This window comes from Burkholderia sp. Bp8963 (genome assembly GCF_003854275.1).
Taxonomy (GTDB): Bacteria; Pseudomonadota; Gammaproteobacteria; order Burkholderiales; family Burkholderiaceae; genus Burkholderia.
Genome location: NZ_QTQP01000065.1, coordinates 24,344 through 36,932, shown reverse-complemented (window position 1 = coordinate 36,932; position 12,589 = coordinate 24,344). Strand labels below are relative to the sequence as shown.

Genomic DNA, 12,589 nt, shown 5'->3' with positions numbered 1-12,589 from the left:
CGGAGCACGACCGCGTGATGCTGTGCGGCAGCACCGCGATGCTGAAGGACACGACCGACCTGCTGAAGCAAGCCGGCCTCGTCGAAGGCAAGAACAGCGCGCCGGGCCACTACGTGATCGAGCGCGCTTTCGTCGACTGATCGGCGCTGGAGGTTGCAACCGCTAGATTTCGCACGATTCGGACGATTACCCCGGCATTCAGAAATCTGTCAAGGCAGCTACACGATGTGTGGTCCGCATCTTCCTGAAACCGTACGGACGTGCGGATTCTGCAGATAAGCATGTGAGGGAAATTTCTTGGACACGTTGATGCCCGCTCAATAACATACCAATCGTACTGTTTTGCTGCGGCAACGCAGCAAGGCTTCAGCGAGCAACATCAATGAGCCGTAGTCCGATCGCACGTGGTGTGAGATGGACGCGCCACGCATCATGACGAATACGACATCCGATACCGGGAAACCTACGAGGCGTTCACAGCGCGCGCGCAGCTCGGCGGCCCGCAACGCACTGATCAAGGCGACGCTGGCGTGCCTCAAGGACGTGGGCCTCGCGAAGACTTCCATCAGCGAAATCTGCCAACGGGCAGGTCTGTCTCGCGGCGCGCTGCTTCATCATTTTCCGCACAAGAACGAGTTGCTCGTGGCGTCATACGTCGAGTGGATCGGCACGAAAATCGGCATGCTCGAACGGCGCATCGCAGCCGGCGCGAGCGTGCGCGACGAGGTGACCGCCTGGCGCGCGCAGATGCGCGAAACCTTCCCGACGTCGCTGGAGTTCTATTGGGCGTTGCAAAACGATGCGGATCTGCGAGAGCGCTTCAACACGGCGCTGCTGTCGCACCCGATCGGCGACGACAAGAGTGGTCACCCGGTGGATACGTGCATCGATGAATCGCCCATGCCGTCGCTCACGCGCTATGTGATCGTGTGCTTCATTCGCGGCTTGTGTCTGCAGGAGTTTTTCGTTCGGGATCCATCGATTCCCGATCAGGCTTTCGAGCATTTCATCGAGATTCTGAGCACGTACATCGAGCGGTCGCTCGCGGCTCAAACCTGACACGTGGAAGTTTCGGTTCGACTCCGGTGCTCTTCGGACTCTCCATATCATATCGGACTACTAAAGTGAAAACAGGCATTCTCCATCAGCGTGTGCTTCCTGCCATGCTGATCGGTGCGGGGTTGTTGACGGCAGGCCACGTGTACGCCGCCGACGAAAACAGCACGAACGATGACGCATCGTCGGCTACGTCGACGAAAACGTCACCGGGCAAGCAGACAGCAACGCCGGCCGCAAAGTCAAGCGACACCGTACGCAGCCTTGCCACGGTGACGGTGCAGGGGTCGCGTCAACAGGCGCCGAAAGTGTCGAGCGGCGCGCTCGGCACGCGTTCGGATCTGGAAACACCATTTTCCACGCGCGTGGTCGCACAACAGGATCTCGAAGACCGTCAGGTGAAGTCGCTCGGCAAGGTGTTCGCCGAGGATGCGGCGGTGCTGTCGCTAGGTGACACGTATTCGTTCAATGCGTATTCGATCAATGTTCGCGGCATGGCGCTCGACGATTTCAACGGCTACAAGATCAACGGCCTGCCGTTCTATATGACGACCGTCGAACTGCCCGTCGAGTCGTTCGAATCGATTCAGTTGCTCAAAGGCGCGTCCGGTTTCATGTATGGCTTCGGTGCGCCGGGCGGCATCATCAACTTCGTGACGAAGAAACCGACCGACACGTTCACGTTCAGTACCGATGTCGGCTATAGCTCCGATGGCATCGTCAGCGAACACATCGACACGGGCGGACGCTTCGGCCCGCAAAGCATGTTCGGCTATCGTTTCAACATCACGCACGAGCAGGGCGATACGTATAACGGCGCGCATGTGCTGCGCAATTCGGAGTCGCTGTCGCTCGATGCCCGCCTGACGCAGTCGCTCACGTGGACGTTCGACGGTCTCTATCAGTCGCGCAAGGTGGACGGCGGCATTCAGGACATGATTCTCAGCAACTTCACCGGTGCGAGCCTGCCGCGCGCGCCGAGCGGCCGCACGAATCTTTCCGCTTACGGCGATACGTTCTTCAATTCGAACGTCTATTTCCTGAGCAGCGGCTTGCATTGGCAGATCGATCCGGTGTGGAAAGCGAGCATCGACTACAGCCATAGCAAGGACGAACGGAACTACTCGGGGCAATGGCTCAATCTGCTCAATCCGCAGGGCGATTTCGATACGACCCTGAACCGTTCTCGCGGCTCGTCGATTTACGATATCGTGCAGGCGACGCTCGAAGGCAAATTCTCGACGGGGCCGATCGATCATCAGGTCGTGCTCGGCGCGTCGGAGCAGTGGCTCTCGAAAAAAACCGTGCCGAAGTCGCTGTACACGGATATCGGCTCGAACAACCTTTACAACCCGATCACGCCGCGAACGTGGAACGGCACGTTCAACTATGGCCTGCAGTACAACAATTTCAATTCGCAACAGAAGTCGCTGTTTGCCAGCGACACGCTGAGCTTCCTGAAATACTGGTCGATTCTCGCGGGCGTTCGCTACACGAGCTATCACCAGACATCGCGGACCGCGCCCGGCACGGCCGGCAGCACCTATACGCAGACGCCGGTCACGCCCACGCTCGCACTGATGTTTCGTCCGCGCAGTGACCTGCTGTTTTACGCGAGCTACGTCGAGGCGCTCGAGGACGGCGGCACGGCGGCGTCAAGCTACGCGAACGCGGACCAGGTGCTCGACCCGATCAAGAGCAAGCAATACGAAGTGGGCGTGAAATATGACGCACAGCATTATGGCGCGTCCGCCGCACTGTTCCGCATCGAGCGCGGCGCGCAATACGGCAATGCGCAGAACGTTTACGTGTCGAACGGCAAGGTGCGCATCAATGGCCTCGAACTGAACGGCCGCGTCGATCTGCCTGCGGGTTTCCGCATCGCGGCGAGCACCGCGTGGGAAGCGGGCACGTATCGCGAGACCGAAGCGGATCTCGTCGGCAATCGCGTCGAGGGCATTCCGCGCTGGCAGGCCACGTTGCAGGTGAGCGACCGCATTCCGGGCCTGCACGGCCTGACCGCGAACGCCGAGGCGCATTACTACGGCAGCATGAAGGCCGATGCCAACAACCAGTTCGTGTTGCCGAGCTACACGCTGTTCAACGCGGGCCTCAGCTATCGCACGACGATCGGCGGCCATGGCGTGACGTTGCGCGCGGAAGTCGACAACATCTTCAATCGCCATTACTGGGGCTTCCTGCAGTCCGACTACATCTTCGTCGGCGCGCCGCGCACGCTCGCGCTCAACGCGAGGTTCGACCTGTGAGCGCCGCGTCGCTGACCATCGACGATCCCGCGCTGTCGCAGCGGCGGCGCGCGGCGTGGCGGGTGCTCGTCACCGGGGCCCGGCATGGTGGGGCTGCCGCGTCGCGGCAAGCGATTGCGGGCGCCGATGCGTCGCTCGACTCGCGTGACGGCGGTCCTGTCACCGTGCGTCAGGCGGTGGGCGGCGTGCTCGTCGTCGGCGTGTTGCATGCGGCGCTGATCGCGGCGTGGCTGCATGCGCGGCCCGCGTCGCACGAGCCGGTCGTCACGCCGCCAATCGCGTTGCAGATGACAGCCGCACCAAAACCGCTGCCGCAAGCGCCCGTGCCAAAGCCGGTGACACCGCCGAAGCCGTTGCCTCAGGCACGGCACGCACCGAAGCCGCGCTCAGTGCCGACACCGGCGCAAGCGCCGTCTGCGTCCGTGCCGCCACCCGCCGCGCGGCCCTCGGCCGCGCCGGCGGAATCGGCTGCGCCCGCACCGGCCGCACCGGCCGCAGCCACCGCACCGGCCACGCAAAAGACCACGCTGCCCGACGGCAACGCCGATTACCTGCACAACCCCGCGCCCGACTACCCGGCGACGGCGCAGGACTACGGCTGGCAGGGCAGGGTCGTCCTGCATGTGCACGTGCGTGCGGACGGCTCGCCCGACTCGATCGAGGTCCGTCGTTCAAGCGGCCACCGCGTGCTCGACGATGCCGCCGTCGCGGCCGTGCGGCACTGGAGCTTCGTGCCCGCGAAGCGGGGCGACACGCCTGTCGATGGCTGGGTCGACGTTCCGCTCAATTTCCAACTTGACTGATTTCCGGAGTCCGAACATGAATTCGTTGCCGCTCACCCTTATTGTGCAGGGCGCCTTGTGGCTGCTTGGCGCGTTCTCCATCGCGACGTGGACGATCATCGTCCTGAAGGCGATCCAGCACACGCGCGCCGCACGCGCCGACCGGCGCACCGACGACGCGCTCGACGGCGCGCATACGCTCGTCGATATCGCTTCGCGCGCGTTGCCCGCAGGCCCCAAGGCGCGTGTGACCGGGGCCGCGCTCGCCGCGCTCGAACAGGCGCGCACGTTTGGCAGCGACAATCCCGAAGACCTGTGGAGCCGCCAGGACACGCTGGAGCGCCAACTCGCGCGCCAGATCGCGCATGAACGCCGACGCCTCGAACATTCGCTCGCGTGGCTTGCGTCGGTGGGCAGCATCGCGCCATTCGTCGGGCTGTTCGGCACAGTGTTCGGCATCATTCACGCGCTCGGGGCGATTTCGCATGCGGCATCGGCGAGCATCGACGTGGTGGCCGGGCCGATCGGCGAGGCGCTTGTCGCGACGGGCATCGGCATCGCCGTCGCTGTGCCGGCCGTGCTTGCGTACAACATCTTCGTGCGCGGAACGAAAGCCGCGGTCGCGCGCCTCGACGATCACGCAGGCACGCTCTACGCGCTCGCCCAGCGCCAGCAGTTTCGCTTTCCAGCAAAAAATGCAGCCGAAAGCGCTGCCGAGCGTGCGGCGAACGCGCCGCGCGCCGATCAAAGCCGCCCGGTTTTCGCCCGCGCCACGGAGGTCGCCGCCTGATGGCTTTCTCCTCCAATCAGGACGACGACGTCCTCAGCGAAATCAATATCACGCCGCTCGTCGACGTGATGCTCGTGCTGCTCGTTGCCTTCATCGTGACGACGCCGCTGCTCAACAAGGCAATCCACGTGAATCTGCCGAAGACCGAAGCAACCGCTTCCGCCGATCCGAAAAAACCGCTCACCGTGAGCGTCGACAACGCGGGCACAGTCTGGTTCGACAAGCAGCCCGTGCCGCTCGCGCAGGTGGAATCGCAACTCGAACAGCGCAAGCAGCAGGACGCGGATCTCGCCGTGTCGCTGCAGGCCGACGAGCGCGTGCCGTACGGCCCCGTCGCGAAGGTGATGGGCGCGGTGCAGCACGCGGGCATCACGAAGCTGTCGCTGGTGACGCAGCCGGAGCAGTAATGGCCGATTCCGCCCGTCCGACGTCGCGCGCGCGGCCGTCCGCACTGATTGCACTGATCGCACGCGTCGCGCAGGTTGCACGCGTTGCGCGATGCGTGTGCATTGCCGGCGCGGTCACGCTTGCACACGCTTCGCCTGATCCTCAGTGGCAGACCACGCTTGCGCTCTTCGACGACGCGCGGCCCGATGCGTCGATGCAGCGCTTCGCGTGGGCCGACCGCGCGCCACCGCGCGACGGCACGCTGCGCCTCGCGAACTACACCGAGATCGCGACGTACGACTCGCTCAATCCGTTTCTGCTGCGCGGCAACGCGGCGCCGGACGAAGTCAATCTGATGTTCGAGACGCTGATGCAACGCAGCCTCGATGAAGTCGGCACGCAATATCCGTTGCTCGCCGATCGCGTCGAGATCGCGCCTGGCGGCCTTTCGGCGACGTTTCATCTGAATCCGGCCGCGCGGTTTTCCAATGGCAAGCCGGTGACGGCGCAGGACGTGCGCTACTCGTTCGAGCAGTTGACGGGTTCGACCGCGTCGCCGCTCTACAGCAGCCGCTACGCGCTTATTCGCGCTGTCGACGTGATCGACGCGCAGACGGTGCGCTTCTCATTTCGCGCGGCGCAGCGCCGTGCGGTGCTCGAAGCGGGCGATCTCTACGTGTTTTCGCGCGACTGGGCGCGGGCGGCGGACGGCAGTGCGCTGACGTTCGACCAGCTCGCCACGGTTGAGCCCATCGCGAGCGGGCCGTATCTGATCGGCGCCGGCGCGAGCAACCACGAGATCGTGTATCGGCGCAATCCGCGCTATTGGGGCGCGGATCTGCCGGTGCGCCGCGGCATGTTCAACTTCGCCAACGTGAGTTTCCGGCTCTACAGCGATCCGTCGGCGCCGCTTCAGGCGTTTCGTGCCGGCGATGTCGACGCGATATCCGAAGGCAGCGCGGAGCAATGGACGCGCAACTACAGCGGCCCGGCCTTTGCGAACGGTACGCTGCGCAAGCAGGAATTTCCGGACCACGGCATCAGCAACGCGCAGGGTTTGTTCTTCAACCTGCGGCGGCCCAAGTTCCAGGACATACGCGTGCGCGAGGCGATCGGTCTCGCGGTCGATTACGAGTGGATCAATCGGAACATGTTCTTCGGCCAGTACACGCGCACCCGCAGTTTCTTCGACGAAAGCGTGTTCGCCGCGCGCGGCGCGCCGGGCGCCGACGAGCTGGCGCTGCTCGAACCGCTGCGCGGCGGCGTGCCGCCCGAGGTGTTCGGCGCGCTGCCGCCGCAGCCGGATACGTCAGCGCATAACGGGCTGCGCCGCAATCTCGCGCGGGCCGAGGCGCTGCTCGCGAGCGCGGGCTGGCATTACCGCGATGGCGTGCTGCGCAACGCGGCCGGCACGCCGTTCACGATCGAACTGTTCGACGACGGCACCGGCATGGAGCGCATCCTGATGATCGTCGTGCGCAACCTGAAACTGCTCGGCATCGACGCGCGGCTGCGCATCATGGATCAGACCGTCATCGTCGAGCGCCTCAAGCATTTCGATTTCGACATGACGACGTTGGGCTACCGCGCCGCGACCATACCGGGCGCCGAACTGGAACGCCGCTTTGGCAGCCGAGCGGCGCGCACGCCGGGCTCCGAGAATTACACGGGCATCGCGTCGCCCGCCGTCGATGCGCTCGTCGACAACGTGCAGCGTGCCGGCAGCGAACGCGAGGTGATCGCCGCGGCGCGCGCGCTCGATCGCGTGCTGCTGTGCGAACGCATCATCGTGCCGGAGTGGCACGCCACGCACTCGCGCATCGCGTGGAACCGGCGTATCGCGCCGCCCGCACGCGTGCCGCGGCAATACGGCGAGCTCGATTGGGTCATCGGCTGGTGGCACGCCGCGCCCGATGCACGGAACACGAACGCCGCGACACGCGCGGCCCAACCGGAGTAAGTCTGATGTTCGCGTATATCGGGCGCAGATTGCTGCTCATGATCCCCACGCTGCTGGGCGTGCTGACGGTGACCTTCGTCATCATGCAATTCGTGCCGGGCGGCCCTGTCGAGCAGGTGATGGCGCGGCTGCAAGGCGCATCGGTTCACGGCGAGGGCGCGTCCGGCCCGGGCGGCTATCACGGCAGCGAAGGCGTCGATCCCGCGCAGGTCGCCGCGATCCGCCACACGTTCGGCTTCGACGTGCCGCCGCTCACGCGCTACGTGCGCATGCTCACGCATTACGCGCGCTTCGATCTCGGTCAGTCGTTCTTTCAGCATCGCTCGGTCTGGGCGCTGATCGTCAGCAAGCTGCCGGTGACGGTCACGCTCGGCACCTGCACGCTCGTGCTCACGTATCTGATCGCGGTGCCGCTCGGCATTGCGAAGGCGCTGCGGCGCGGCACGACGTTCGACTTCGCGACGAGCGCCGCGCTGCTGGCCGCGTACGCGATCCCGGGCTTCGTGCTCGGCGTGCTGCTGATGATGCTGCTGAGCGGGGATCTCTTTCTGCACGTTTTTCCGCTCGGCGGCTTCGGCGCCGAAGAGCACGACGCGCTGCCGCTCGCGCAACGCGTGCTCGACCGCATCTGGCATCTGGTGCTGCCGGTCACGGCGTCGGTAACGAGCAGCCTCGCCGTCGTGTCGTTTCTCACGCGCAACGCGTTCATCGACGAATTGTCGCGCCATTACGTGCTGACTGCGCGCGCGAAGGGCGTCTCGCGCAACGCGGTGGTGTGGCGGCACGTGCTGCGCAACGCGCTGATTCCGATCGCGACAGGTTTGCCCGCGGCGTTCGTCTCCGCATACGTGAGCGGCAGCCTGCTGATCGAGACGCTGTTTTCGCTCGACGGCGTAGGGCGCCTGTCTTACGACGCGATCATCGGCCGCGATTATCCGGTCGTGCTGGGCTCGCTGTTCGTGTTCACGGCCGTGAGTCTGTTCGCGAAGCTCGCGGGCGATCTCGCGTACGCGCTGATCGATCCGCGCATTCACTTCGGCGGCAACGGCCGCTGAATCCGGGGTTCTCCATGGAAGTCATCAGCTCATCGCACGCGGATTCGAAGCAGGCGGACTACGCCGATGCCGTGCCGCATGCCGTTCCCGATATGCCACCGGGGGCCGCATGCGTGCCGCCGTCGCGCGCCATTGCGTCACACCGCGACGCGGCGAAGTTCGCTCGCGCGTCGGCATGGTGGCGGCGCTTGCGCCGTCAACGGCTCGGCTTCGCGAGCCTTGTCGCGTTCGCGGTGCTGTTTGTCGCGAGCCTGCTGGCGGGGATGATCGCCAACGACCGGCCGCTCGTCGCGCGCTATCACGGCCACTGGCTGTTCCCGGCGCTGCACACGTATGCCGATAGCGACTTCGGCGGCGCACTGCCCACCGAGGCCGACTATCTCGATCCGTTCATCCGCGAGCAGTTTTCGCGCAACGGCAATTTCGCGCTCTACGCACCCGATCCCTATCGCTACGACACCGTGAACTATCACGCGGCGCAGCCATTTCCGGCGCCGCCTTCGGCGCAGAACTGGCTCGGCACCGACGCGTATGGTCGCGACGTGTTCGCGCGCGTGCTCTACGGCTTTCGCAGTTCGGTGCTGTTCGCGCTTGCGCTGACGCTGACCGGCGCGCTCGTCGGCGTGCTCGCGGGCGCGCTCCAGGGCTATTACGCGGGCCTCGTCGATCTGCTCGGCCAGCGCGTGATCGAGGTATGGACCGCGTTGCCCGATCTCTATCTGCTCATCATCCTGTCGTCGATTTTCGAGGCGAGCCTCGTGCTGTTGTTCGTGCTGCTCGCCGCCTTCGGATGGATCACGCTGTCCGATTACGTGCGCGGCGAATTCCTGCAAAAGCGCGCGCTCGAATACGTGCGCGCCGCGCGCACGCTTGGGCTGTCCGATCGCCAGATCATGTGGCGGCACATCCTGCCGAACAGTCTTACGCCGGTCATCACGTGGCTGCCGTTTCGGATGAGCGCGGCGATCGTGTCGCTCGCGAGCCTCGATTTTCTCGGGCTCGGCGTGCCGCCGCCCGCGCCGAGCCTTGGCGAGTTGCTGGCCGAAGGCAAGGGCCATCTGTCCGCGTGGTGGATTTCGGCCACGGCCATCGCGGCGCTCGTGGTCACGCTGCTGCTGCTCACGTTCATCGGCGACGCATTGCGCGAATCGTTCGCCGCCGACCGCAACCGTGCCGCCGACGGTGCAGATGCCGATGATGCCAAGGATGCCAACACCCACGCTGCAGGAGCCGCCCGATGACGATGCCCGTACTGGAAGTCGAAGACCTGAACATCCGGATCGGCGCGCGGACGATCGTGCATGGTCTCGATCTGACGATCGGCCGCGGCGAACGCGTCGCGCTCGTCGGCGAATCGGGATCGGGCAAGAGCCTGACCGCGCTCGCGCTGCTCGGGCTGGCCGATGCCGCGCGCGTGAGCGGCCGCGTGCGGCTCGCGGGCGACGAGTTGCTCGACAAAAGCGAAGCGCAATGGCGCGCGACGCGCGGCCGCGACATCGCGATGGTGTTCCAGGAGCCGATGACTGCGCTCAATCCGCTCAAGACCATCGGGCGGCAGATCGGTGAAAGCCTGCGTCTGCACGCAGGGCTGCGGGGCGCGGCGGCACGCGAGCGGGCGATCGCGCTGTTGCGGCGCATGGGCATCGTCGAACCCGAACGCAAGGTCGACGCCTATCCGCACCAGTTGTCGGGCGGCCAGCGGCAACGCGCGATGATCGCGATGGCGCTTGCGGGCAACCCGCGTCTGCTGGTCGCCGACGAGCCCACCACGGCGCTCGATGTCACCGTGCGCCGGCAGATCGTCGATCTGCTCATCGAACTCCAGGAAGCCGACGCCGACGGGCACGGCCTCGCCATTCTGCTCATCACGCACGATCTGCATCTGGTGCGCCGCTTCGCGCATCGCGTAGCGGTGATGCAGCACGGCGAGATCGTGGAGCAGGGTGCGACCGACGCGCTGTTCGCGGCGCCGCAACATGCGTACACGCGCAAGCTGTTCGACAGCGCGCCGCGCCGCACGATCGCGCCGGTGGCCACCGATGCGCGGTGCGTGCTCGACGTGCGCGCGCTGCACGCCGGGTATCGCACGCGCGCGCGCGGCTGGCGCGGGTTGTTTCGCAGCGAGACGCCCTCGGTGCTGCGAGGCATCGATCTGCAACTACGGGAAGGCGAGACGCTCGGCGTGCTCGGCGAATCGGGCTGCGGAAAGTCGACGCTGGCCGCGTCGCTCGTCGGACTCGTCGCGCCGACGGCGGGCACGATCCGCTACGCGGGGCTAGAAGGCGCGGGCAGTGCGGGCGGTGCGGCGACGCGGCTCGAACGCGCCGCGCACGTTCAGATGGTGTTCCAGGATCCGTTCGGCTCGCTTGCGCCGCGCCTGAGCGTGGGCGAGATCGTCGAGGAAGGGCTCGCGCTGCATCATCCGCACATGACGTCCGACGCACGGCGCGCACGTGTGGCGGCGCTGCTCGCGGAATCCGGCTTGCCCGTCGACGCGGCGTCGCGTCATCCGGTGGCATTCTCCGGCGGGCAACGACAACGCATTGCGATCGCGCGCGCGCTCGCGGTCGATCCGCGCATCCTCGTGCTCGACGAACCGACGAGCGCGCTCGACGTGTCGATCCAGAAGCAGGTTCTCGAACTGCTGGCGACGTTGCAGCGGCGGCATCGGCTGAGCTATGTGTTCATCAGCCACGATGTCGATGTGCTGCGCGCGGTGTCGCACCGGCTCGTCGTGATGCACGGCGGAAGGATCGTCGAGAGCGGGGAGACGCAGGCGGTGCTGGCGGCGCCGCGTCATGCTTATACGCGTACGCTCGTTGCGGCCACCGGCTCGAGCGAAGTCTCTCCCTGAAGCGGTGGGGTGACGAGCGCAACCGCGCGCGCGTGCGGATGGGCAACCGTCGCGGCGAATGTCGGCTGCCGCTCCCGAACGGCGTGGGCGGCCGCCAGTGCCACCGCGCCCAATGCAAGCGCTGCGCCGCTGTCCCCGTTGGCAAGCCCGAGATGCAGGCAACGGTCGCTGGTGTCGTCGTCCGGCCAGGCGGATTCTGCGTTGGCGATTTCCGTGGTCTGACTGCTGCGCTGGCTTGCATCGCTGACCAGCGCGCATGCCGCCATGTCGATCCCGTACGCAACGGTTCGCGTGCGGGCGGCTTCCAGCAATTGACTGACCGTCTCGTCCGGTTGATCGGCAGCCGGTGTCGATTCGGCTGCTTTCACACGATGGATGCGTGCGGCAGGCGGCGAGCCGTCGTCTTCCCGGTCCCCAAGGCCGAGCAGCAGCGCGCATGCGCCTTCCCCCGGGACCAGACCGTCGCGGCAATCGGGCCCATGCAGCCTGTCGGCGCGTTCGAGCGCATTGACCGAGTGCTGGCCGAGCCATGAATCGCACGCCAGCACGATATGGCGGTCGGTCGACCGGTCACGATTGAGCGAGACGTTCAGTTCGTCGACGATCGCCAACGCCTGCGCAGGGTGCTCGACAATGTGTGTCCGTGCGGGCAGCGTCACGGACGCGCCGTGCTGCCGGGCGACGTGTGCGTCGACCCAGGCGGCGAGTGTCGGCGCAATCTGCTGCCAGCGCGCAGGCAGCAGCAGATGCAGCGCGAGCGGCCTTGCGCGGCGGGGGAGCGACGCGTCGTGGGTCGTGGCGACAGCGTGGCGGGACAGCAGGCCGTCGAGCGCGTGCGCCGCCAGCATCAGCGCGCGCCAGTGCTCGTCGTCGAGGCTGGCCGCCGAGCCGGAAGGAAGGAGCTGTTCGTCGAAGTCATCGAGCGAGATCGACGTGGCGTCAGCGGCGAAGATGCGGGATTCGTCGACCCGTTTCAATGTGGGGTGCAGCCCGACGGTATCGCGACTGCGGGCGGCTGCATGAATATCGCCGAAGGCCATCCCGGCCGGGAAGGACAGCGCGCCGTCGAGTACGGCGAGCGTTCCGGTCGGCCAGTCGTCGTGTGCGTCGACCTGCGCTGCGGCAGCCGTGGTCGCCGTGGTAAGCGTGGCGGCGGCCGTCGAGACGGCCCGGCGCGGCGCGGCTGGTCTGGCAAGCGTCGCCCGCACGCAGACGAAAGCGACCATCAGCAACAGCGGCAGCGCGATGCCGACCAGAGCGAGTTCGCGTGCGGTGGGTACACGATGAGCGAACCGCCAGTAGAGTCCTGCAACGACCCATACCACGCCGAATGTGGCGATGACGCCGACTACCTTGCGAAACGTCGAGCGCTCGCTCATTCATCCCCCCCGTTTAAGCCAGCGTGTCATGTCGGAACGCTTCCGCCGGCCCGAATGAT

Annotated in this window: 10 protein-coding genes and 1 pseudogene; 10 read left to right on the top strand and 1 reads right to left on the bottom strand. The window is 66.1% G+C overall.

Annotated elements, in window-relative coordinates:
* The 10 genes and pseudogenes from DID96_RS33135 to DID96_RS33090 form a co-directional block, all read left to right on the top strand.
* A pseudogene (locus DID96_RS33135) lies at positions 1-140 on the top strand (ferredoxin--NADP reductase); the annotation flags it as partial.
* A 274-nt stretch (positions 141-414) separates the two neighbouring features.
* Positions 415-1,059 (top strand): TetR/AcrR family transcriptional regulator, encoded by a 645-nt coding sequence (locus DID96_RS33130; protein ID WP_260464102.1) that lies wholly within the window; start codon positions 415-417, stop codon positions 1,057-1,059.
* A gap of 65 nt (positions 1,060-1,124) precedes the next feature.
* Positions 1,125-3,323: a TonB-dependent siderophore receptor gene (locus DID96_RS33125; protein WP_260464101.1), complete on the top strand. Its 2,199-nt coding sequence runs from the start codon at positions 1,125-1,127 to the stop codon at positions 3,321-3,323.
* Complete coding sequence (locus DID96_RS39200) at positions 3,320-4,126, top strand: energy transducer TonB (RefSeq protein WP_260464100.1); 807 nt, start codon at positions 3,320-3,322, stop codon at positions 4,124-4,126. Before DID96_RS33125 ends, DID96_RS39200 begins: the two co-directional genes overlap by 4 nt.
* Before the next feature lie 16 nt (positions 4,127-4,142).
* A complete protein-coding gene (locus DID96_RS33115; protein ID WP_124603417.1) occupies positions 4,143-4,895 on the top strand; it encodes a MotA/TolQ/ExbB proton channel family protein in 753 nt (250 codons plus the stop codon).
* Positions 4,895-5,302 carry a biopolymer transporter ExbD gene (locus DID96_RS33110; protein WP_124603416.1) on the top strand — a complete coding sequence of 136 codons (408 nt, stop codon included), beginning with the start codon at positions 4,895-4,897 and terminating at the stop codon, positions 5,300-5,302. The genes DID96_RS33115 and DID96_RS33110 overlap by 1 nt, the downstream gene beginning before the upstream one ends.
* Complete coding sequence (locus tag DID96_RS33105; RefSeq protein WP_124603415.1) at positions 5,302-7,242, top strand: extracellular solute-binding protein; 1,941 nt, start codon at positions 5,302-5,304, stop codon at positions 7,240-7,242. Before DID96_RS33110 ends, DID96_RS33105 begins: the two co-directional genes overlap by 1 nt.
* A gap of 5 nt (positions 7,243-7,247) precedes the next feature.
* Positions 7,248-8,297, top strand: coding sequence for an ABC transporter permease subunit (locus DID96_RS33100; protein WP_124603414.1), 1,050 nt, complete (start codon positions 7,248-7,250; stop codon positions 8,295-8,297).
* Between the two features lie 92 nt (positions 8,298-8,389).
* Positions 8,390-9,538, top strand: coding sequence for an ABC transporter permease (locus DID96_RS33095; protein WP_124603420.1), 1,149 nt, complete (start codon positions 8,390-8,392; stop codon positions 9,536-9,538).
* Complete coding sequence (locus DID96_RS33090) at positions 9,535-11,151, top strand: ABC transporter ATP-binding protein (RefSeq protein ID WP_124603413.1); 1,617 nt, start codon at positions 9,535-9,537, stop codon at positions 11,149-11,151. Before DID96_RS33095 ends, DID96_RS33090 begins: the two co-directional genes overlap by 4 nt.
* Here the strand turns inward: DID96_RS33090 and DID96_RS33085 are convergent.
* Positions 11,100-12,530: a hypothetical protein gene (locus DID96_RS33085; protein WP_124603412.1), complete on the bottom strand. Its 1,431-nt coding sequence runs from the start codon at positions 12,528-12,530 to the stop codon at positions 11,100-11,102. The two genes, DID96_RS33090 and DID96_RS33085, sit on opposite strands and share 52 nt — an antisense overlap.
* Positions 12,531-12,589 lie beyond the last annotated feature (59 nt).

Bases quoted from the DNA above. Each gene is read 5' to 3' on its own strand.
- DID96_RS33105 (WP_124603415.1), top strand. From the start codon at position 5,302: ATGGCCGATTCCGCCCGTCCGACGTCGCGCGCGCGGCCGTCCGCACTG.
- DID96_RS33110 (WP_124603416.1), top strand. From the start codon at position 4,895: ATGGCTTTCTCCTCCAATCAGGACGACGACGTCCTCAGCGAAATCAAT.
- DID96_RS33130 (WP_260464102.1), top strand. From the start codon at position 415: ATGGACGCGCCACGCATCATGACGAATACGACATCCGATACCGGGAAA.
- DID96_RS33115 (WP_124603417.1), top strand. From the start codon at position 4,143: ATGAATTCGTTGCCGCTCACCCTTATTGTGCAGGGCGCCTTGTGGCTG.
- DID96_RS33100 (WP_124603414.1), top strand. From the start codon at position 7,248: ATGTTCGCGTATATCGGGCGCAGATTGCTGCTCATGATCCCCACGCTG.
- DID96_RS33090 (WP_124603413.1), top strand. From the start codon at position 9,535: ATGACGATGCCCGTACTGGAAGTCGAAGACCTGAACATCCGGATCGGC.
- DID96_RS33085 (WP_124603412.1), bottom strand. From the start codon at position 12,530: ATGAGCGAGCGCTCGACGTTTCGCAAGGTAGTCGGCGTCATCGCCACA.
- DID96_RS33095 (WP_124603420.1), top strand. From the start codon at position 8,390: ATGCCACCGGGGGCCGCATGCGTGCCGCCGTCGCGCGCCATTGCGTCA.